The organism is Pseudomonas sp. VS40 (assembly GCF_018587885.1).
Classification (GTDB): domain Bacteria; phylum Pseudomonadota; class Gammaproteobacteria; order Pseudomonadales; family Pseudomonadaceae; genus Aquipseudomonas; species Aquipseudomonas pergaminensis.
Window position 1 is genome coordinate 220,357 of the sequence record NZ_JAGYWD010000005.1, and the last position, 24,575, is coordinate 244,931.

The following is a 24,575-nucleotide window of genomic DNA, read 5'->3' on the forward strand; positions in this document are numbered from 1 at the left end:
CCCGATTCAAGCGGCAGCTGAAAACGGACTTTCTTCTCCACCGTGACTTATCAGGCAGGTTACTCCATGCAGTTCAGCGAATTATTGGCAGCGATTTCCACCCATGCGATCCGTCTGCAACTGGAAGAAGGCGACCTGATCATCCTCGGTGACGACGAGGCACTGGAGGATGCGCTGTGGGATCAATTGATCGCCCACAAGCCCCGGCTGCTGGCGTTGGTTGCCGAGCATGGCGGTGACTGGCTGAGCCCGGCCTATCGCATCACGCCGGACATGCTCGCGCTGGTCAACCTCGACCAGGCGGCCATCGACCGTATCGTCGCCGCCATCCCTGGGGGCGCGGCGAATGTGCAGGACATTTACCCGCTGGCGCCGCTGCAGGAAGGCATGCTTTACCACCACCTGTCAGCGGAGCAGGGCGACCCCTACGTGTTGCACGCGCAGTTCGAGTTTGACAGCCGCGCACGGTTGCACGCGTTTGCCGAAGCCTTGCAATGGGTGATCGATCGCCACGACATCCTGCGTACCTCGATGGTCTGGGAGCGCCTCGACGAGCCGCTGCAGGTGGTGTGGCGCAAGGCGAGCCTGGTGTGCGAAGCCGTGGAGATCGATGCCCGCAACTACCGCATGGACCTGGGCCAGGCGCCGCTGCTGCGCCTGGTGTTTGCCGAGGACGCACTCACTGGGCGTGTGGCGGCGACCCTGCTGTTTCACCACACCATCCTCGACCACACTGCCCTGGATGTGGTGCGCCATGAAATCCAGCTGTACCTGGCTGGCGAGCAGGCCCTGGCGGGTGAGCCGGTGCCGTTTCGCAGCTATATCGCCCAGGTGCGCCACGGCGTCAGCGAACAGGCCCATGAGGCCTTTTTCCGCGAGATGCTGGCAGACATCGATGAGCCGACGCTGCCTTTCGGGTTGCAGGACGTACAGGGTGACGGGCTGGGCATTGACGAGGCACGTGTCGCCGTCGACAGCGCGCTGAGCCGCCGCCTGCGCACCCTGGCGCGGCCCCTTGGTGTCAGCGTGGCAAGCATGATGCACTTGGCACTGGCCCGCGTGCTGGGTGTGGTCTCCGGCCGTGATGCCGTGGTGTTCGGCACCGTGATGCTCGGTCGCATGGGGGCGGGCGAGGGCGGTGAACGGGCCTTGGGCATGTTCATCAACACCTTGCCCTTGCGCGTGGATGTGGGCGAGCAGGGCGTGCGCGCCGGGGTCAAGGCTACCCACGAACGCCTGACCACCTTGCTCAACCACGAACATGCGTCCCTGGCGCTGGCCCAGCGTTGCAGTGGTGTCGCCGCGCCGACGCCGCTGTTCAGCGCCATGCTCAACTACCGCCACAGCGCCGCCACGGACATGGCCGAGGTGATCGAGGTGGCCGAGGGCATTCGCGTGCTCGGCGCCGAGGAGCGCACCAACTACCCGCTGACGGTCAACGTCGATGACCTGGGTGAAGATTTCGTCCTGACGGTGATGGTTGACGCATCCATCGGTGCTGCACGTGTCGCCACCTACCTGCACACCGGCCTGGAAAGCCTGGCCAATGCCCTGGAACAACGACCGGATATGCCGCTCAGCGGCCTGAATATCCTGCCCGACGCCGAACGCCACACCCTGTTGCACCGCCTCAATGAAACCCCCGCGCACTACGCCGACACGGCCCTGATCCATCAGCACGTCGAAACCCACGCCGCCGCCCAGCCCGACGCCATTGCCTTGCGCTTCGACAACCAGCGCGTGAGCTACCGCCAACTCAACGAACGCGCCAACCAGGTCGCCCACCGCCTGCTGGCCCAGGGCATCCGCCCCGATGACCGCGTGGCCATCTGCGTGGAACGTGGCCCGGAGATGATCATCGGCCTGCTCGGCATCCTCAAGGCCGGCGCCGGCTACGTGCCGATCGACCCGGCCTACCCGCTGGAGCGCATTGCCTACACCCTGGCCGACAGCGAACCCGTGGCCGTGCTGGTGCAGGCCAATACCCGCCACCTGGTCGGCGACCTGCCGCAGGTCGACCTCAACGGGTTGCGCGGCGAATCCCTCGTCAATCCTCGGGTCAGCCTCAGCCCGGCTCACCTGGCCTACGTGATCTACACCTCTGGCTCCACGGGCCAGCCCAAGGGTGTGATGATCGAACACCGCCAGGTCGCGCGCTTGTTCACGGCGACCGAGCACTGGTTCGGCTTCAACCGCAACGACGTCTGGGCGCTGTTCCATTCTTTCGCTTTCGACTTTTCGGTGTGGGAAATCTGGGGCGCGCTGATGCATGGCGGCCAGTTACTGATCGTGCCGCAACTGGTCAGCCGCTCGCCGGACGAGTGCTACACGCTGCTCTGCGAAGCGGGCGTGAGCATCCTCAACCAGACGCCCAGCGCGTTCCGCCAATTGATCGCTGCACAAGGCCAGAACCCGCAGTCCCATTCCCTGCGCCAGGTGATCTTCGGCGGCGAGGCGCTGGAGCCGGGCATGCTCAAGCCGTGGTACGCCCGGGCGATCAACGCCGGGACGCAATTGGTGAACATGTATGGCATCACCGAAACCACTGTGCACGTGACCTACCGCGCCCTGGAAGCGGCGGATGCGCAGTTGGTCGGTGTCAGCCCGATTGGCGTGCGCATTCCCGATTTGCAGTTGTATGTGCTCGACGCACGCCGCGAGCCCTTGCCGCTGGGTGTGGTCGGCGAGTTGTACGTGGGCGGCGCCGGTGTGGCGCGGGGTTACCTCAACCGGGACGCGCTGACCGCCGAGCGCTTCCTGCCCGACCCGGCCACCGGCCTGCGCATGTACAAGACCGGTGACCTCGGCCGCCTGCGGGCCGATGGCAGCGTCGAATACCTGGGCCGCAACGATGACCAGGTGAAGATTCGCGGTTTCCGCATCGAGCTGGGCGAGATCGAAGCGCGGCTGGCCAGCGCCGAGGGCGTGCGTGATGCCGTGGTGATCGCCCGTGAAGACGAGCCGGGCGACAAGCGCCTGGTGGCCTACGTGATTGCCGACGGCGAGCTGCGTGCCGCCGACCTGCGCGACCACCTGCTGCTGAGCCTGGCCGAACACATGGTGCCCAGCGCCTTCGTACTGCTGGAAAAACTGCCGCTGACCACCAACGGCAAGCTTGACCGCAAGGCTCTGCCCGCACCGGACGCCGCTGCGCTGGCCCGCCGAAGCTACGAAGCCCCCCAAGGCGCGGTGGAAACCGCCATCGCCACGATCTGGCAAGACCTGCTCAAGCTCGACCACGTGGGGCGTGACGACAACTTCTTCGAACTGGGCGGCCATTCCCTCTTGGCGGTCAAGCTGATCGAACGGATGCGCCAGGTCGACCTCAGCGCCGACGTGCGCGTGCTGTTCGGCCAGCCAACCCTGGCGGCGCTGGCTGCGGCGGTGGGCGGGCAACAGGAAGTGCAGGTGCCGGCCAACCTGATAACCCACGCCACCACGCACATCACCCCGGACATGATTCCCCTGGTGGAACTGGACCAGGCAGCCCTTGACCACATCATCCAGCAAGTGCCCGGCGGCATCAGCAACGTACAGGACATCTACGGCCTGGCGCCGTTGCAGGCCGGCATTCTTTACCATCACCTGGCAACCACCGAGGGCGACCCCTACGTGTTGCAGGTGCAGTTCAGCTTTAACGACCAGGCGGCGGTGGATGCGTTTATCCAGGCGCTGCACAGCGTGATCGAACGCAATGACATCCTGCGCACCGCGATCCTCTGGGAAGGCCTCAACGAACCGGTGCAGGTGGTGTTGCGCCAGGCCGCGCTGGCTGTCGAGCGTATCGACGAGCCCTTTGCGCGCCTGCAGCAACGCTTCGACCCCCGCCACTTTCGCCTCGACCTGACCCGTGCCTCACTGCTGCGTTTTGCCTATACCGAGGAACAGGGGCGTTTCGTCGGCATTCTGCTGCTGCACCATATCCTGCTGGACCACACGGCCCTGCAGGTGCTGGTGCAAGAGATGAGCGCGAGCCTGTCCGGCAACAGCGCGCAACTGCCCGACGCCGTGCAGTACCGCAACTATGTGGCCCAGGCGCGGCTTGGCGTCAGCCAGGCGCAGCACGAAGCGTTCTTCAGCGAGATGCTCGGCGATATCGACGAACCGACCCTGGCCTTCGGTTTGCAGGACGTGAATGGCGACGGCAGCGGCATCCTTGAAGCTCACCTGCCCCTGGAACCGGCACTGAGCCTGGGCCTGCGCGAACAGGCGCGGCAGCTTGGCGTGAGTACCGCGAGCCTGGTGCACCTGGCCTGGGCGCAGGTGCTGGGGCAGGTGTCCGGCCAGCAGGCGGTGGTGTTCGGCACGGTGTTGCTGGGGCGCATGCAGGGCGGCGAAGGCGCCGACCGGGCGCTGGGGATGTTTATCAACACCTTGCCGCTGCGCGTCAGCCTCGGCTCCGTCGGCGTTCAGGCCGGCGTGCGCGCCACCCATGCGCGCCTGGCGCAGTTGCTCGGGCATGAGCACGCGTCGTTGTCCCTGGCCCAGCGATGCAGCGGCGTGCCGGGTTCGCTGCCGTTGTTCAGCACCTTGCTCAACTATCGCCACAGTGCACCGGGGCAAGCACCGGGCGACAGCCCGTTTGCAGCCTCCGGCATCCAGATTCTCAGTTCTGAAGAGCGCAGCAATTACCCGCTGGTGCTCAACGTCGATGACCTGGGCACAGGCTTTGCCCTCACTGTGCAAGGCGTGGCGAGCCTGGATGTGCAGCGAGTCGGCGACTACATGCTCACCGCGTTGCGCCACCTGGTGACGGCGTTGCAACAAGCGCCCACCACACCCTTGCAGGCTGTCTCGATCCTGCCGGCCGCCGAGCGCCACCAGTTACTGGTGGACTTCAACGCCACCGTCCGTGAATTCCCGGCGCACCTCACCGTGCATCAACTTTTCGAAGCCCAGGCGCTGGCCCGTCCGCAAGCGGTAGCTGCGGTGCAGGGCAACCTGTCCTTGAGTTACCGCGACCTCAACCGTCGCGCCAACCGCCTGGCCCATCACCTGCTCAACCAGGGTGTGCAACCGGGCGAAAGCGTGGCGATTGCGCTGCCGCGTTCGCTCGACCTGCTGGTCTGCCAACTGGCGATCCTCAAGTGCGGGGCGGTGTATGTGCCGCTGGACGTCAATGCGCCGGTCGAGCGCCAGGCGTTCATCGTGCAGGACAGTGGTGCCCACCGGGTGCTCACTGGCCTGGCCGACCTGAACCTGGACGCGTTGTCGCCGCGCAACCCCGAGTTGCCCCAGTCGGCCGAAAGCGTCGCCTACATCCTCTACACCTCCGGCTCCACCGGGGCGCCCAAGGGGGTGCAAGTGCCGCACCGTGCCATCTCGCGCCTGGTGCTCAATAACGGTTATGCCGAGTTCAACGCGCACGACCGTGTGGCCTTCGCCTCCAACCCGGCGTTCGACGCCAGCACCCTGGATGTGTGGGCGCCGTTGCTCAATGGCGGTTGTGTGGTGGTGGTCGAGCACGCGGTGCTGTTGTCCCAGGCGGCGTTCGCGGCGTTGTTGCAGGAGCAATCCGTCAGCGTGCTGTGGATGACTGCCGGGCTGTTCCACCAGTACGCCGACGCGCTGATGCCGGTGTTCCGCCAATTGCGCTACCTGATCGTCGGTGGGGACGTGCTCGACCCGCAGGTGATCGGGCGGGTGCTTGAGCACGGCAAACCCCAACACCTGCTCAACGGCTACGGGCCCACCGAAGCCACCACGTTTTCCACCACCTTTGAGATCACCCAGGTCGGTGAGGGCGGCATTCCCATCGGCCGGCCGATCGCCAATGCCCAGGCCTACGTGCTGGACGCGCGCCAGCAACCGGTACCGCTGGGTGTGGTCGGCGAGCTGTACATCGGCGGTGCGGGCGTGGCCAAGGGCTATTTGAACCAGCCACAACTGACCGCCGAGAAATTCATCCCCAACCCGTTCGGCGACGGCGTGCTGTACCGCACCGGTGACCTGGCCTGCTGGCAGGCCGACGGCACCTTGCTGTACCAGGGGCGCAATGACCTGCAGGTGAAGATCCGCGGTTTCCGTATCGAGCCCGGCGAGATCGAAACCTGCCTGGCCAGCTTCCCAGGCGTGAAAGACACCGTGGTGCTGGCCCGCGAGGACGAGCCCGGTGACAAACGCCTGGTTGCCTACTACACCGCCAGTGCGGCGCTGGATATTGAAGCCCTGCGTGCCCATCTGCAGGGTCAACTGCCGGACTATATGGTGCCGTCGGCGTATGTGTGGCTGGCGCTGTTGCCGCTCACCGCCAACGGCAAGCTCGACCGCAAGGGCCTGCCGGTTCCGGACCAGAGCGCATTGCTCAGCCGTGGTTTCGAAGCGCCGGAAGGCGAGGTGGAAACCCAACTGGCGCAGATCTGGCAGGACGTGCTCAAGCTGGAGCGGGTCGGGCGGCACGATCATTTCTTCGAACTCGGCGGGCATTCATTGCTGGCGGTCAGCCTGATCGAGCGCATGCGCCAGGTCGGCCTGAGCTGTGACGTACGCGTGCTGTTCAGCCAGCCAAGCCTGGCGGCATTGGCCGCCGCAGTGGGCAGCGGGCGGGAAGTCGTGGTGCCGGCCAATGGCATTCCCACGGGGTGCACGCAAATCACGCCGTCGATGCTGACATTGGTGCAACTCGACCCGACGACCATCGAGCGTATCGTCGCGAACGTGCCGGGTGGTGCGGCGAACGTGCAGGATATCTACCCGCTGGCGCCGTTGCAGGAAGGCATTCTGTACCATCACATCAGCGCCGAGCAGGGTGATCCGTACCTGCTGCAATCGCGCATGGCGTTCGACAGCCTGGAGCGGCTGCGCGCGTTCATGGGCGCGCTGCAACAGGTGGTCGCTCGCCACGACATCCTGCGTACCGCTGTCGTCTGGGAAGGCCTGGACAGCCCGGTGCAAGTGGTGTGGCGCGAGGCGCAGCTGGTCGTTCAAGAGGTCGCCCTGGACCCGGCGGACGGCGGCATCATCGAGCAGCTGCACGCGCGCTTCGATGCGCGCCATTACCGCCTGGACATCACCCAGGCGCCGTTGCTGCGTATGGTGTATGCCCAAGACCCGCAGCATGATCGAATCGCCGCGATCCTGCTGTTCCACCACCTGGCGCTGGACCACACCGCCATGGCCGTGGTGGGTCAGGAGATGCGCGCGTTCATGTTCGACCAGGCCCAGGGCTTGCCGGCAGCGGCGCCATTTCGCAACTACGTGGCCCAGGCGCGCCTGGGTGTCAGCGTGGCGGAGCACGAGGCCTTCTTCCGCGACTTGCTCGCGGATGTGGATGAGCCGACCTTGCCGTTCGGTGTGCAGGACGTGCAGGGCGATGGGCGCGATATCGAAGAGGCCGAACAGCCGGTTGACCCGGCGCTCGCTCAGCGGGTGCGCGAACAGGCGCGGCAGTTGGGTGTGAGCGCGGCCAGCCTGATGCACCTGGCGTGGGCGCAGGTGCTGGGGCTGGTGTCAGGGCGTGATGACGTGGTGTTCGGCACCGTGTTGATGGGCCGCCTGCAGGCCGGTGACGGTGCGGACCGCGCGCTGGGCATGTTCATCAATACCCTGCCACTGCGGGTCGATGTGGCGGCGACTGCTGGCGTGGCGGTCAAGGCTACCCACGGGCGCTTGAGTGCCTTGCTCGGCCATGAACACGCGTCCCTGGCGCTGGCCCAGCGTTGCAGCGGCGTGGCGAGCACATCGCCGCTGTTCAGTGCGTTACTTAATTACCGCCACAGCGACCCCGACGAAATGGCCCGCGATGGCCATGGCATCTGGGAAGGCGTGCAATTGCTCGGCGGTGAGGAACGCAGCAACTACCCCTTGACCCTGAGCGTGGACGATTTGGGTGAGGGCTTCGGCCTGACCGTGTTGGCGCTGCCGCAGATCGGCGCCCAGCGCCTGTGCACCTATATGCACAGCGCCGTGGAACAGTTGGTGGCCGCCTTGGAAAGCGCGCCGCAGACGGTGCTCAACCAACTGCCGATTCTGCCGGCGGCGGAGCGTGAAACCCTGCTGCGCGACTTCAACGCCACCCGCGAGGATTTCCCGCACGGGCAGACCGTCCACGGTGCCTTTGAGGTCCAGGCCGAACGCCAACCCCAGGCTGTAGCGGTGCTGCAAGACGGTGAGGCGCTGACCTATGAACAACTCAACCGACGCGCCAACCAACTGGCCCATCACCTGCTGGACCTCGGCGTGCGGCCCGACGACCGTGTCGCTCTGTGCTGCCGTCGCGGCCCGCAGATGCTGGTGGGCTTGCTGGGCATCCTCAAGGCCGGTGCCGGTTACGTGCCCATCGACCCGGCGTATCCCGCCGAGCGTATTGCCTACCTGCTGCACGACAGCGCACCCGTGGCGGTGTTGGCCGAAGCCAGCACCCGCGAGCTGCTGGGCACCGTCGCCACTGTGGATCTGCATGACCCGAGCCTGCAACAGCGCGCCGTCAGCAACCCGCAGCTCAGCGCCCTGACCCCGGCGCACCTGGCCTACGTGATCTACACCTCCGGCTCCACTGGCGAGCCCAAGGGCGTGATGGTCGAACACCATACCGTGGAAAACCTGGTGCACTGGCACTGCGAGGCCTTTGGCCTGGATGCCACGGGGCACACCAGCAGCGTCGCCGGTTTCGGTTTTGATGCGATGGCCTGGGAGGTCTGGCCGGCGCTGTGCGTCGGCGCCACCCTGCACCTGCCGCCTGCCAGCGTCGGTAATGAAAACATTGATGAACTGCTCGCCTGGTGGCTGGCGCAACCGCTGGACGTCAGCTTCCTGCCAACGCCGGTGGCCGAGTACGCCTTCAGCCAGCACCTGCAACACCCTACCTTGCGCATCCTGCTGATCGGCGGCGACCGCCTGCGCCAGTTCACCCAGGAGCGGCGCTTTGCGGTGATCAACAACTACGGCCCCACCGAAGCCACGGTGGTTGCCACCTCCGGCCGCGTGCGCGCCGGGCAGGTGCTGCATATCGGCCGGCCGATCGCCAATGCCAGCGTCTACCTGCTGGACGCGCAATTGCGTCCGGTGCCGGTGGGGGTGACGGGCGAGCTGTATGTCGGCGGCAGCGGTGTAGCGCGCGGTTACCTGAACCGGCCCGATCTGACTGCCGAACGCTTCCTGCAAGACCCGTTCAACGCCGGGCGCATGTACCGCACCGGCGACCTGGCGCGCTGGTTGCCCGATGGCAATATCGAATTCCTGGGCCGTAACGACGACCAGGTGAAAGTGCGTGGCGTACGGGTTGAACTGGGGGAAATCGAAAGCCGCCTGGCCGCACTGGACGGCGTCGGTGAGGCGGTGGTGCTGGTGCGCGAAGGGCGCTTGATTGCCTGGTTCACCGAACAGCAACCATTGGATATCGACACCCTGCGCGCGCAACTGCAAGCCCAGTTGCCCGAGGCATTGGTGCCGGTTGCTTATGTAAAGCTGCACGCATTGCCGCTGACGGCCAACGGCAAGCTGGACCGCAAAGCCTTGCCCGAACCCGATCAAACGGCATTGTTGACGCGTGAATACGAAGCGCCGCAGGGCGAGGTTGAAACGACCTTGGCGCGGATATGGGCCGAGGTGCTGAACGTCGAACCGGTCGGGCGCCATGACCACTTCTTCGAACTGGGCGGCCATTCGTTGCTGGCCGTCGGCCTGATCGAACGCATGCGCCAGGTCGGCCTGAGTGCCGATGTGCGCGTGCTGTTCAGCCAGCCGACCCTGGCGGCGCTGGCGGCTGCGGTGGGCAGTGGCCAGGATGTACAGGTGCCGGCCAACCGTATTCCTGCCGAGTGCCAGCGCATTACGCCCGACCTGCTGACACTGGTGGACCTCGACCAATCGACGATTGATCACGTCGTCGCCCTGGTGCCCGGTGGCGCGGCCAATGTGCAGGATATCTACCCGTTGGCGCCGTTGCAGGAAGGTATTCTCTACCACCACATCAGCGCGGGGCAGGGCGACCCGTACCTGCTGCAATCGCACCTGGCGTTCGACAGCCTCGAACGCCTGGACGCGTTTGCCCAGGCGCTGCAACAGGTGATCAACCGTCACGATATCCTGCGCACCGCCGTGGTCTGGGAAGGCCTGGCCCAACCGCTGCAGGTGGTGTGGCGCAAGGCTGAATTGGTGGTGCAGGCCGATGCCCTCGAGCACCTGCACCAGCGCTTCGACCCTCGTCAGTACCGCGTGCCGATGCACCAGGCGCCCCTGGTGCGCCTGGTGTACGCGCCGGACCCGGCCAACCAGCGCGTGGTCGCGATCCTGCTGTTCCACCACATTGTCCTCGACCACACCGCCCTCGACGGCGTGCGTCACGAAATGCAGGCCAGCCTGCTCGGGCTGCCACAGCCCACGGGTGATGCCACGCCGTACCGCAACTACGTGGCCCAAGCGCGGCTGGGCGTCAGCGAACAGGCGCATGAAGCCTTCTTCCGGGGGATGCTCGGCGACATCAGCGAGCCAACCCTGCCGTTTGGCCTGCAGGATGTGCGCGGCGACGGCAATGCCATCGAGGAGGTTCAGCTCAGCCTGGCGCCGGCGCTCAACCAACGCCTGCGGGCCCAGGCGCGCTTGCTGGGCGTCAGCGCCGCGAGCCTGTTCCACCTGGCCTGGGCGCGGGTGCTCGCCAGCACGTCCGGCCAGGAACACGTGGTGTTCGGCACCGTGCTGTTGGGGCGCATGCAAGGCGGCAAAGGCAGTGATCGCGCGCTAGGCATGTTCATCAACACCTTGCCGTTGCGCGTGGACATCGATGGCAGCGGCGTGCGCGTGGCGGTCAAACAGACCCATGCACGACTGACCGCGTTGCTCGGGCATGAACACGCATCCCTTGCCCTGGCCCAGCGTTGCAGCGGTGTCGCCGCGCCGCAGCCGTTGTTCAGCGCCATGCTCAACTATCGCCACAGCGACAGCCAGCAGGCGCCGGTGTCCCAGGCCTGGGAAGGCATCCAGACCCTGGCCAGCGAGGAGCGCACCAACTACCCGCTGACGCTGAACGTGGACGACCAGGGCGACGGCTTCCGCCTCACTGCCATGACCGCGAAGTCGATTGGCGCGCAACGCCTCTGCGGTTATCTGCAGGTGACCTTGCAAGGGTTGGTCGAGGCACTGGAGCAGGCGCCGCAGTTGGCCGTCAACCGCCTGCCGGTGCTGGAGGCGCAGGAACGTCAGCAACTGCTGGCCGGCTTCAACGCCACCGAGGTGGTTTACGACCTCGATCAGACCTTGCACGGCCTGTTTGAAGCGCAAGTGACGCGCACACCGGACGCCATCGCCGTCAAGGCAGGCGACCTGGCATTGACCTACGCCGAACTGAACGCGCAAGCCAATCAGCTGGCGCATCACCTGATCGAAATGGGCGTTCAAGCCGATTCGCGGGTGGCGATCTGCGTAGAGCGTGGCCTGGACATGGTGGTCGGCCTGTACGCGATCCTCAAGGCCGGTGCGGCCTATGTGCCGCTGGACCCGGCGTATCCGCTGGAACGTATCGCCTACATGCTGGAAGACAGCGCGCCTGTGGCGGTGCTGGCCCAAGGCGCTACGCGTGGTTTGCTGGGCGACGCGCCGGTGATCGATCTGGACCGCCCGACCTGGCAACACCACGCCATCGACAATCCCCGCGCACAGGCCCTCAGCGCCTATGTGATCTACACCTCCGGCTCCACCGGCCAACCCAAGGGCGTGATCAACGACCACCCCGGCGTGGTCAACCGCTTGTTGTGGATGCAGGACGCCTACGCCCTCAAGGCCCACGACCGGGTATTGCAGAAAACCCCGTTCAGCTTCGACGTGTCGGTGTGGGAGTTCTTCTGGCCGCTGTTCACGGGTGCCTGCCTGGTCATGGCGCGTCCTGGCGGGCATAAAGACCCGGCCTATCTGTGCGAGGTGATCGCCGCTGAACAGATCACCACGTTGCATTTTGTACCGTCGATGCTCGACGTATTCCTGGCCCACGGCGATGTCAGCCAGGCGGCCGGCCTGCAACGGGTGATGTGCAGCGGCGAAGCGTTGCCGGGCAGTCTTGTGAGGCGCTTCAAGCAGCAACTGCCGGGCATCGGCCTGTACAACCTGTACGGCCCGACCGAAGCCGCCGTCGACGTGACCGCCTGGAACTGCGCGCGCCCGGACGTGCCGGACAACACGCCGATTGGCAAACCCATCGCCAACACCCGCATGTACGTGTTGGATGGGCAAATGCAGCCGGTGCCCCTGGGCGTGGTGGGCGAGTTGTTCATCGGCGGCGTGCAGGTGGCGCGGGGCTACCTCAATCGTCCCGAGTTGACCGCCGAACGTTTCCTCAAGGACCCGTTCACTGATGGGCGCCTGTATCGCACCGGCGACCTTGGGCGTTACCTGCCCGACGGCAATATCGAGTACCTGGGCCGCAACGACGACCAGGTGAAAATCCGTGGCCTGCGTATCGAGCTGGGCGAGATCCAGGCGCGCCTGCTTGAACATCCCCAGGTCAATGAAGCCGCCGTGGTGGCCCGCGATGATCGGCTCGTCGCCTACTACACCGGCGTCCGGGCCAGCGAGCTGCGCGAGCACCTGTTGCAGCACCTGCCGGACTTTATGGTGCCCGCCCTGTTCGTGCACTTGGACGCGCTGCCCTTGAGCCCCAACGGCAAGCTCGACCGCAAGGCACTGCCGGCGCCGGGCAGCGAGGCGCTGACCGTGCGCGAGTACGAAGCCCCGGTGGGCGATACCGAAATCCTGCTGGCGCAGCTATGGGCCGAACTGCTCAATGTGGAACGGGTAGGGCGCCAGGACAATTTCTTTGAACTGGGCGGGCACTCGCTGCTCGCCGTGAGCTTGATCGGGCGCTTGCGCCAGGAAGGCATGGAAGCCGATGTGCGCGCGTTGTTTGAACAGCCGACCCTGGCCGGCTACGCCGCAATGACTGAACGAATGGAGATCGTCCTGTGAGCATTCTTGAACTGCTGGCGACGCTGAAAACCAAGGACGTGCAGCTCACGCTCAAGGGTGAGCAGTTGTCGGTACAAGGCAACAAACACGCGCTGAGCGACCCGTTGATCCTCGCCGCCTTGCGCGAGCACAAGCCGGCGCTGATCGAACTGATCAAGGCCGGTGAATATTCGGCCGCCAACGAAGTGCCGGCCAATGGCATCCCGGCCGGTGCGCAACACATCACCCCGGCCATGCTGACCCTGTCTGATCTGAGCCAGGAGGAAATCGACCGTATCGTCGCCACCGTCGACGGCGGCGTGGCAAATATCCAGGACATCTACCCGCTGGCGCCGCTGCAGGAAGGCATCCTGTTTCACCACGTCAGCACTGAGCAGGGCGACCCCTATGTGATGCAGTCGCAGTTCGCCTTCGACAGTGTCGAGCGTTTCGACGCGTTTGCCCTGGCGTTGCAAGGGGTGATGGACCGCCACGACATCCTGCGCACCGGCGTGGTCTGGGAAGGGCTGCGGCAACCGTCGCAAGTGGTATGGCGCACGGCGCGCCTGCCGGTGCAGGCCCTTGCGCTGGACCCGGCCGACGGCGATATCGCCGCCCAGTTGCACGCACGTTTCGACGCCCGCCATTACCGCCTGGACGTGACCCAGGCGCCGCTGCTGCGCCTCGCCTGGGCCAGTGACCCGGCGCAGCAGCGCATTGTCGCCATGCTGCTGTTCCATCACATGGCCCTGGACCACAGTGCCCTGGAAGTGGTGCGCCATGAAATGCAGGCGTTTATGCACGGGCACGCCGGGCAACTGGGCCAGGCAGTGCCGTTTCGTAACTACGTGGCGGCGGCGCGCCTGGGTGTCAGTGAGCAGCAGCATGAGGCGTTTTTTCAGCAGATGCTGGGTGATGTGGTCGAGCCGACCTTGCCCTTCGGCTTGCAGGATGTGCAGGGCGATGGCCGTGGCATCAATGAACTGGATTGGCCGCTGTCGGACGCACTCAACCAGCGCCTGCGCGCCCAGGCTCGATCGCTGGGCGTCAGCGTTGCCAGCCTGTTCCACCTGGGCTGGGCCCAGGTACTGAGCGTGCTGGCCGGCAAATCCCAAGTAGTGTTCGGCACCGTGCTGATGGGCCGCCTGCAAGGTGGGCATGCCACGGACCGCGCCTTGGGGATTTTCATCAACACCTTGCCGTTTCGCGTGGACGTGGGCGAAGGCGACCTGCGCAGCGCGGTCAAGGCTACCCATGCGCGCCTCACCGGGCTGTTGCGCCACGAACACGCGCCCCTGGCGTTGGCGCAACGCTGCAGCGGGGTGGTGGCGCCGACGCCGTTGTTCAGTGCGTTGCTCAACTATCGCCATAGCGGCACAGGTACTAGCAGCGAAGCCGTGGCGGCGTGGCAGGGCATCGAGACATTGCGTTCGGATGAGCGCACCAACTACCCGCTGACCCTGAGTGTCGATGACCTGGGCGAAGGGTTTATCCTGCGTCTGCTCGCCACCCACCAGGTCGATCCGCAGCGCGTCTGCACCTACCTGCAAACCGCCCTGGAAAACCTGCTGACCGGCTTGGAGCAAGCGCCCGACACCGCGCTTAACCAACTGTCGGTGGTGCCTGCGGACGAACAGCAGTTGCTGTTGGAGCACTTTAACGCGACCCACACGGATTTCCCCCAAGGCACCACCCTGCACGGGCGCATCGAATCCCAGGCCGCGCTCACGCCCGACGCCGTTGCCGCCGTGTATCAGGGCCGCCAGCTCACCTATGCCGAACTCAACCAGCAAGCCAACCTGCTGGCCCATCACTTGCTGGCGCTGGGGGTCAAGCCCGACGACCGCGTCGCCGTCGTCGCCCGCCGTGGCCTGGACACCCTGGCCGGCCTGTTGGCGGTGCTCAAGGCTGGTGCGTGCTATGTGCCGGTAGACCCGTCCCACCCGGCCGAGCGCCTCAACTACCTGCTCGGCGACAGCGGACCGGTGGCGGTGTTGACCCAGCAGGCCTTGCTGGAGCGCCTGCCGGCCCTTGAGGTGCCAGTGATCAACCTCGACCGCTTCACCTGGCAGCACCATTCGGCGAGCAACCCCAAGGTGGCGGTCACGCCGTCCAACCTTGCGTATGTGATCTACACCTCCGGCTCCACCGGCCTGCCCAAAGGCGTGATGGTGGAACACCACACCGTCGCCAACCTGGTGGACTGGCATTGCAGCACCTTTGACCTGTGTGCCGGGCGCCACACCGCCAGCGTCGCCGGGTTCGGTTTTGACGCGATGGCCTGGGAAGTCTGGCCGGCGCTTTGCGTGGGCGCGACCCTGCACCTGCCGCCGGCCCGGGACGGCGCCGAGGATGTCGACGCACTGCTGGCCTGGTGGTGCGCGCAGCCGTTGGACGTGTGCTTCCTGCCCACCCCGGTGGCCGAGTACGCGTTCAGCCAGCAGATCGAACACCCGACGCTGCGCACCCTGTTGATCGGCGGTGATCGCCTGCGCCAGTTTGGCCGGGCGCAGCGCTTTGACCTGATCAACAACTACGGCCCCACTGAAGCCACAGTGGTCGCCACTTCAGGCAAGGTCGAGGCCGGCCAGCCGTTGCACATCGGCAAACCTGTCGCCAATGCCAGCGTGTACCTGCTGGACGAGCAGCAGCGGCCGGTGCCGCTGGGCGTGGCGGGGGAGTTGTACGTCGGCGGCAAAGGCGTGGCGCGCGGCTACCTCAATCGCCCCGAGTTGACCGCCGAACGCTTCCTGCGTGACCCGTTCAACGCCGGGCGTATGTACCGCACCGGTGACTTGGCGCGCTGGTTGCCGGACGGCAACCTCGAGTACCTGGGCCGCAATGACGACCAGGTGAAGATTCGCGGCATGCGCATCGAGCTGGGCGAAATCGAAACCCAGCTCAACCAGTTGGCAGGCATCCAGGAAGCCGTGGTGCTGGTGCGTGAAGAGCGGCTGGTGGCGTATTTCACCGAAAGCCGCCAGCTCGACCCGTTGGCCGTGGGCGATATCCGCGCCCACCTGGTGGCACACCTGCCGGACTACATGGTGCCGGTCGCCTACGTCAAATTGGACGCGCTGCCCCTGACCGCCAACGGCAAGCTCGACCGCAAGGCCCTGCCGGCGCCGGACATGGCCGCAGTGTTCACCCGCGAGTACGTGGCCCCGGAAGGTGAAATCGAAAGCGTGCTGGCGCAGATCTGGGCCGATGTGCTGCACGTGGACCGTGTGGGGCGTCGTGACCATTTCTTCGAACTGGGCGGGCACTCGTTGCTGGCCATGCGCATGGTCTCGCAGATTCGCCAGCGCCTGGGTGTCGAGTTGCTGCTCGGCGACTTGTTTGCGAATGCCGAACTGGCCGCCGTCGCCGAGGTGCTGGCCCGGTCCGGTCGCAGCACCTTGCCGGATATCCTCCCGGCCAATCGCGATGAACAGGTGCCGCTGTCTTTTGCCCAGCAGCGCCTGTGGTTCCTGGCGCTGATGGAAGGGGCCAACACCGCCTACAACATTCCCATTGGCCTGCGTCTGCGCGGGCAGTTGCATGTCGAGGCGCTGCAACGGGCCTTGGCCCGTATCGTCGCGCGCCACGAAACCCTGCGCAGCCGCTTTGCCCAGCACGGCGATGACGCCCAAGTCTTGATCGTGCCCGCCGAAGACGTGCTGCCCCTGCAAGTGCAGGACCTGCGCCGCCATCCGCAACCCCAGCAGGCGCTGGACGCATTGATCCACGGCGAAGCCTCGGCCCCCTTCGACCTGGAGCGCGGCCCGTTGCTGCGTGGGCGCTTGGTGGTCATGGCCGACGATCACCATGTGTTGCTGCTAACCCTGCACCACATCGTCTCCGATGGCTGGTCCATGGGCGTGCTCACCCGTGAACTGATGGCGCTGTACCAGGCGTTCAGCCACGGCCAGGCAGACCCGTTGCCGCCGCTGCCGATCCAGTACGGCGACTTCGCCGTGTGGCAGCGCCTGTGGCTCAGCGGTGAAGTGCTGCACCGCCAGAGCGCCTATTGGCAGCAGGCGCTGGCGGGGGCGCCGGCCTTGCTCACCTTGCCCACCGACCGGCCGCGACCGGCGCAACAGGACTACGCCGGCAGCAGTGTCGAGATACGCCTGGACGAGCGCCTCACCGCCGGGCTCAAGGCGCTCAGCCAACGCCACGGCACCACGCTGTACATGACCTTGATGAGCGCCTGGGCCTCGTTGCTCGCGCGGTTGTCCGGGCAGCAGGAGGTGGTGATCGGTTCACCCGTGGCCAATCGCACGCGCAGCGAGGTGGAAGGCCTGATCGGCCTGTTCGTCAACACCCTGGCAGTGCGTGTCGACACCGCTGGCGAGCTGACCACCGAGGCATTGCTGGCGCGGGTCAAGGCCCAGGCCCTGCAAGCCCAGGCCCATCAGGACCTGCCGTTCGAGCAAGTGGTGGAAGTCACCCGCCCGCCGCGCAGCCTGGCCCACAGCCCGCTGTTCCAGACCCTGCTGACTTGGCAGGACAGCAGCGCGCCAACTTTGGCCCTGGGCGACCTGGCGTTGGAAGGCATTGTCGAGAACAGCCACTTTGCCAAGTTCGACCTGTCCCTGGACCTGGCAGAAGTGCAGGGCACCCTCATTGGCGCGTTGGAATACGCGGTGGCGCTGTTTGATGAGTCGACGGTGCAGCGTTATGTCGGTTACTTCACCCGCGTGTTGCAGGCCATGGTCGATAACGACCAGGCCGTGCTGGCGCATGTACCGCTGGTGGATGAACGCGAACGCCAACACCTGCTGTTCGACTTCAATGCCACCGAGGTCGATTACAACCTCGACCAGACCTTGCACGGTCTGTTCGAAGGGCAGGTGGCGCGCTCGCCGCAGGCTGCCGCCGTCAAGGCGGGTGATCGGGTACTGACCTATGCCGAGCTGAATGCGCGGGCCAACCAGCTGGCGCATCACCTGATGGAAATGGGCGTTCAAGCGGATTCGCGGGTGGCGATCTGCGTTGAACGGAGCCTGGAAATGGTCATTGGCCTGTACGCGATCCTCAAGGCCGGCGCCGCCTATGTGCCGCTGGACCCGGCGTACCCGCTGGAGCGTATCGCCTACATGCTGGAAGACAGCGCGCCTGTGGCGGTGCTGGCCCAAGGTGCCACGCGTGGGTTGCTGGGCAACGTGCCGGTGATCGACCTGGACCAGCCGACCTGGCAGCACCAACCCGTCGACAACCCCCAAGTGGCCGGGGTCAGCGCCTATGTGATCTACACCTCCGGCTCCACCGGCCAGCCCAAGGGCGTGATCAATGACCACCCTGGCGTGGTCAATCGCCTGCTGTGGATGCAGGACGCCTATGGCCTGCAGGCCCATGACCGGGTATTGCAGAAAACCCCGTTCAGCTTCGATGTGTCGGTGTGGGAATTCTTCTGGCCGCTGTTCACCGGCGCTTGCCTGGTAATGGCGCGCCCTGGCGGCCATAAAGACCCGGCGTACCTGTGCGACGTGATCGCGGCCGAGCAGATCACCACGCTGCACTTCGTGCCGTCGATGCTGGACGTGTTCCTGGCCCATGGTGACGTGAGCCAGGCGGCCGGTCTGGTGCATGTGATGTGCAGTGGTGAAGCCTTGCCGGGCAGCCTGGTGCGGCGCTTCAAGCAACAGCTGCCGGGTAGCCAATTGCACAACCTGTATGGCCCGACCGAAGCGGCCGTCGATGTGACGGCCTGGAACTGCGCCGGCCCGGTGACGCCGGACAACACACCGATTGGCAAACCCATCGCCAATACCCGCATGTACGTACTCGATGCCCAGTTGCAGCCAGTGCCCTTGGGCGTGGTCGGCGAGCTGTTCATCGGCGGCGTGCAAGTGGCGCGTGGTTACCTGAACCGGCCGGAGCTGACCGCCGAGCGCTTCCTCAAGGACCCGTTCACCGACGGCCGTATGTACCGCACCGGAGATGTTGGCCGCTACCTGCCCGACGGCACGCTTGAGTACCTGGGGCGCAATGACGACCAGGTCAAGATCCGTGGCTTGCGTATCGAGCTGGGGGAAATCCAGGCACGCCTCACCGACTGTCCGTCGGTCAATGAAGCCGCGGTGATCGCCCGCGACAATCGGTTGATCGCTTACTACACCGGCACGTTCAGCGAAATCGACGCGTTGCGTGCGCAGTTGCTGCAGCATCTGCCGGAATTCATGGTGCCAGCCATTTTCGTGCACCTCGACACCTTGCCCCTGAGCCCCAACGGCAAGCTCGACCGCAAGGCGCTACCCGCGCCAGGCCTGGATGCGGTGGTGGTGCGTGAGTATGAAGCGCCCCAGGGCGATACCGAAATTGCCCTGGCCAGCCTGTGGGCCGAGTTGCTCAACGTGGAGCGCGTGGGCCGTCACGACAACTTCTTCGAACTGGGCGGCCACTCGTTGCTCGCGGTAAGCCTGATGGGGCGCATGCGTCGCCTGGGGTTGTCGGCGGATGTGAAGGTGTTGTTTGGTCAGCCCACCTTGTCGGCCTTGGCGACGGCGCTGGGTGGGGGCCGTGAAGTGGCGGTGCCGGTCAACGGCATCGCGGCCGATTGTGCCTATATCACCCCGGACATGTTGCCGTTGATCCAGCTGGATCAGCCGGCCATTGCACGTATCGTCGCCTGCATCCCGGGTGGCGCGGCGAATGTGCAGGATATCTACCCGCTGGCGCCGTTGCAGGCCGGCATGCTGTATCACCACCGCGCGGTGCAGACCGGTGACGACTATGTGCTGCGTGCGCAGTTTGCGTTCGACAGTCGCCAGCGCAGGGAGGCCTTTACCCTGGCCTTGCAGGCGGTGATCCAGCGTCACGACGTGCTGCGTTCGTCGTTCCATTGGGACGGCCTGGAAGAGCCGGTGCAGGTGGTGTGGCGCGAAGCTTCGCTGCGTGTCGAACACGGGTCGGTGCCGGAACGGCTAGACCTGTCCCAGGCGCCGTTGATGCGCCTGGTGGTCACCGACGACAATGCCACGTTGCTGTTTCATCACCTGGTGATGGACCACGTTGCGTTGGAGATCCTGCAACACGACATGCAGGCGTACCTGTCGGGCACGCAACACTCATTGGGTGTGGCGGTGCCGTATCGCAACTACGTGGCCCAGACCCGCCTGGGGGTGGACGATCACGAGGCATTCTTCCGCGAGATGCTCGGTGACATCGATGAGCCGACTCAGCTCGACAGCCTGGGCCGCGCGGAACAGGTGCAACGGGCCCTCGACCCGACCTTGAGCCAACGCCTGCGCAACAGGGCACGCCAGGCCGGTGTGAGCGCCGCAAGCCTGATGCACCTGGCCTGGGCCCAGGTACTGGGCAAGGTCTCGGGGCGCGATCAGGTCGTGTTCGGCAGCGTGATGCTTGGCCGCCTGCAAGGCGGTGAAGGTGCCGAGCGGGCCATGGGTGTGTTCATCAATACCTTGCCGCTGCGGGTCGACCTGGGTGAACACTCGGTGCGCGACGCCCTGCGGGCGACCCACACACGCCTCAGCCAATTGCTCAGCCATGAGCAGGCGCCACTGGCGTTGGCCCAGCGTTGCAGCGGTGTGCCGGTGACGACGCCGCTGTTCGATACCTTGTTCAATTATCGCCACAGTGCGCCTCAGGCGGCGGCCGAGGCGTGGCAGGGCATTCGGTTGCTCAAGGCCGAGGAACATAGCAACTACGGGCTGTCGGTGAGCGTGGATGACCTGGGGGAGGGGTTCTCCCTGAAAGTAGTGGGGCAGGGCGCGCGGCGGTTGTGTGGCTACCTGCAGATTGCCGTGGAACAGGTGGTGCAAGCGCTGGAACAGGGCAATGCGGTGGGCATCAGCCACTTGCCGATCCTGCCAGCCGCCGAATGCCAGCAGCTGCTGGATTTCAATGCCACCACGCGGCCTTTCCCGCGCGAGCACACCGTGCAGCGCCTGTTCGAGGCCCAGGCCCAGGCACGTCCCGCTGCGTTGGCGGCACGGCATGGCGAGCAGTCCTTGAGTTATGGCGAACTCAACAGCCGCGCCAATCGCCTGGCCCATCACCTGCTTGGCCTCGGGGTGCGGCCTGCCGACTGCGTGGCGATCCTGCTGCCGCGCTCGCTGGACTTGTTGATCAGCCAATTGGCCGTGCTCAAGTGCGCCGCCGCGTATGTGCCGCTGGATATCAACGCCCCCGCCGAGCGCCAGGGGTTCATGCTGCACGACAGCGGTGCGGCCTGGCTGTTGACCCGCAGTGATACGCCCGTTGACTACCCGGCGCAGCGCCTGGACCTGGACACTGTGGTCCTCGACCCGCAACCCAGCCACAACCCGGACCTGTCGCAGTCCTCCGACAGCGTGGCGTACATCATGTACACCTCCGGCTCCACCGGCACGCCCAAGGGCGTGTTGGTGCCCCATCGCGGCATCACGCGCCTGGTGCTCAACAACGGCTACGCCGACTTCAACGCCAGCGACCGTGTGGCCTTCGCCTCCAACCCGGCGTTCGACGCCAGCACCATGGACGTGTGGGGCGCGTTGCTCAACGGTGGCCAGGTGCAGGTGATCGACCACGCCACGTTGCTCGACCCGGCCGCCTTTGGTCTGGCCCTGGCGGATGCAACGGTGCTGTTCGTCACCACGGCGTTGTTCAACCAATACGTGCAACTGATTCCCCAGGCGCTGGCCGGCTTGCGCATCCTGCTGTGCGGCGGCGAGCGTGCCGACCCGGCGGCATTCCGCAGCCTGTTGGCGCGCGCGCCGGCGTTGCGCCTGGTGCATTGCTACGGGCCGACCGAAACCACCACTTACGCCACCACCTATGAAGTTCGCTCGCTCGCACAGGCGGCGCAAAGCGTGCCGATTGGTCGGCCGATCGGCAACACCCAGGTCCATGTGCTGGATGCCCAGTTGCAGCCGGTGCCCTTGGGCGTGACCGGTGAAATCTGCATCGGTGGGGACGGCGTGGCCCTGGGGTACCTGAACCGCCCTGACCTGACGGCTGAAAAGTTTGTGCAGGACCCGTTCAACGCCGGCGCCTTGATGTACCGCACCGGCGACCTCGGCCACTGGACGGCGGACGGCCTGTTGGAATGCATCGGGCGCAATGACGATCAGGTGAAGATCCGTGGCTTCCGTATCGAACTGGGCGAGATCGAAGCGCGACTGGCCACCTTTGCGGGTATCCAGGAGGTGGTGGTGCTGGCGCGCGAGGACGCTCCGGGAGACAAGCGCCTGGTGGCGTATTTCACCTGGGCCGATGAACCCGTCGATATCGATAGCGTGCGCGCCTACCTGCAAGGCCAGTTGCCGGAGTACATGCTGCCGTCGGCCTTTGTGCCACTGGCGCAGCTGCCGTTGACGGCCAACGGCAAGGTCGACCGCAAAGCCTTGCCGGTGCCGGCCCTGGAGGCGTTGAGCCGCCGCGATTTCGAAGCGCCGACCGATGCTCTGGAGCAGCGCCTGGCAGGGTTGTGGGCCGAGGTGCTGAAGCTGGAACAGGTAGGTCGGCATGACAGTTTCTTTGAATTGGGTGGGCATTCATTGCTGGCGATCCGGCTGGTCAGCCTGATGGAGGACGCCGGGTTGCAAGTGTCGCTGGCCGAGCTGTTCCAGCACGCCAGCGTGGCCTCGGTGGCCGCGATGCTGCGCCAGCGTACCGACGCGCCAGTGCGCGACACCTCGGTGATCACGGTGCGCGGCAGGGGTGCACAGGCGCCGCTGTTCCTGGTGCACGAGTTCAGTGGCATGGATGTTTACTTCCCGGCGCTGGGCCAGCACCTGCCCGGTGACTACCCGATCTACGGCCTGCCGGGCGTGGCCCTGGGGGAACCGCACCTGAACACAATGGAAGGCCTGGCAGCGCGGCTGGTCGGGTTGATTCGCGGCCTTCAACCCCATGGACCTTATCGCCTTGCCGGCTGGTCGTTTGGCGGCGTGCTGGCCTATGAAGTGGCGATGCAACTGCTGGGACAGGATGAAGCGGTGGAGTTCCTCGGCCTGATCGACAGCTATGTGCCGCGCATGACCGACCAGGGCAAGGCGCGCTGGAACGGGCCGGATGCACTCAAGCGGCACCTGCTGTTGCAGTGCACGGCGTATTGGACAGCACAGGGAGGTGTGGATGAACTGGCGAGGCTTGGGCAATTGGAGGCGCAGCTTGGACAGCTGGACTTTGCGCGCCTGCTGCAACGTTGTCGCGATGAAGGTGTGCTGCACGCGCAAATGGCGGCGGCTACGGACGCGGACCTCTTGAACTACATCGAGCGCGAAGTCGGCCACGGCCATGCATTGGCGCACTACAGCCTGTTTCCGTTGCCGGTGGCGGTGCATCTGTTCAGTGCGAGCGAGCGCCCGACCGAGTTGTCACGGCACAGTGAATCCCTGGGCTGGAGCGATGCCCTGGCGCCGGGGCAGCTGCGCCGGGTGCAGGTGCCGGGGGATCACCAGAGCATGATGCAGGCGCCGCATATCCAGGCATTGGGCCAGGCACTGAGCGAGGCGTTGGCAACGAGTGCGGCGCAGCTTCAGGAGCCGCATCAACCCTTGCTGCGTATTCAGAGTGGTCGGGCCGGGTACGCGCCGGTGTTCTGCGTGCCAGGGGCGGGGGACAGCGTCACCGGGTTTGTAGGCCTGGGTGAAGCGCTGGGCCGCGAGTGGCCGCTGTTTGGCTTGCAGCCGCGTGGGCTGGACGGTGAAGCGGTGCCCCATAGCCAGGTGGAAGCGGCTGCGCGGTGTTACTTGGCGGCGCTGGAACAAGAGTGCCCGCAGGGGCCGGTGCACCTGGTCGGGCACTCGTTTGGTGGCTGGGTTGCGCTGGAGATGGCGTTGCGGTTGCAGGCGGCCGGGCGCGAGGTGGCGTCGTTGACGGTGATCGACAGTGAGGCGCCTGGCGGGGCTGGGAAGGTGTACACCACGACAGCGGCGTTGATGCGCTTGATTGAGGCGATGCAGTTGTCGGCTGGGAAATCGCTGGGGATTGATCCGGGGGATTTTGCCGCGTGTGATGAGGTGGCGCAGCGGCGCCAGTTGCACGCGGGCATGGTCGGTGTCGGGTTGTTGCCGGGACGTTCTGCGGTGGATGCGATGGAGGGGCCGGCGCGCACTTATGCGGCGGCGTTGCGTACAGAGTATCGGCCTGGTGCGCGGTTCAAGGGCGTGGTGCGGTTGGTGTTGGCTGAGGATCCGGCGCTGGACGCGGCGGGGAATCAGCGGGAGCAAGGGTTGATGATTGAGGGGTGGCGACGGCAGGGGAGTGGGTTGCAGGTTGGGTATGGCGGGGGGAATCACTTTACGTTGCTCAAGGCGCCCAATGTGGTTGGGTTGGCGCGTTGGTGGGTGGATGGGGTTGTTGTTGGGGAGGTGGTGTCTTGAGCGGGTTGTTTGGGTACATATCCGTTTCCTCGGTAACGGCGGCTTATGGTTCCGCTCTTACAGCGGGTCACTTTTGGAAGGACCCAAACGGCCAGCGTGGTTTTACGGGGCGCCGAAGATCAAAAGCAAAAGCGCGGCGGCCTGGTAGCCGACCGGCTTCTGGAAGCTGGTCTCGGTCCAAATGTGGGAGCGGGCTTGCTCGCGAAGGCGGTGCGTCAGCAATTACATCTCTAACTGATCCACCGCTTTCGCGAGCAAGCCCGCTCCCACAATTTAGATCTCCTAAATCAGGCAGATATCAAACGGCTCTGGCTCTGTTTTTGATTTTGATCTTAGGCGCCCCCCAAATCACTGTCGGATTACGGGCACACCGAGCCTAAGCGAGGTGCC

General features: G+C 65.6%; 2 protein-coding genes. Both read left to right on the plus strand.

Annotation, left to right across the window (positions count from 1 at the left end; all coding sequences use genetic code 11):
* The first annotated feature begins 66 nt into the window (after positions 1 to 66).
* Complete coding sequence (locus KHP07_RS16775; protein WP_214497553.1) at positions 67 to 12,894, plus strand: non-ribosomal peptide synthetase; 12,828 nt, start codon at positions 67 to 69, stop codon at positions 12,892 to 12,894.
* Positions 12,891 to 24,185, plus strand: a complete 11,295-nt coding sequence (locus KHP07_RS16780; protein WP_214497554.1) for a non-ribosomal peptide synthetase — start codon at positions 12,891 to 12,893, stop codon at positions 24,183 to 24,185. The genes KHP07_RS16775 and KHP07_RS16780 overlap by 4 nt, the downstream gene beginning before the upstream one ends.
* Positions 24,186 to 24,575: the final 390 nt, after the last annotated feature.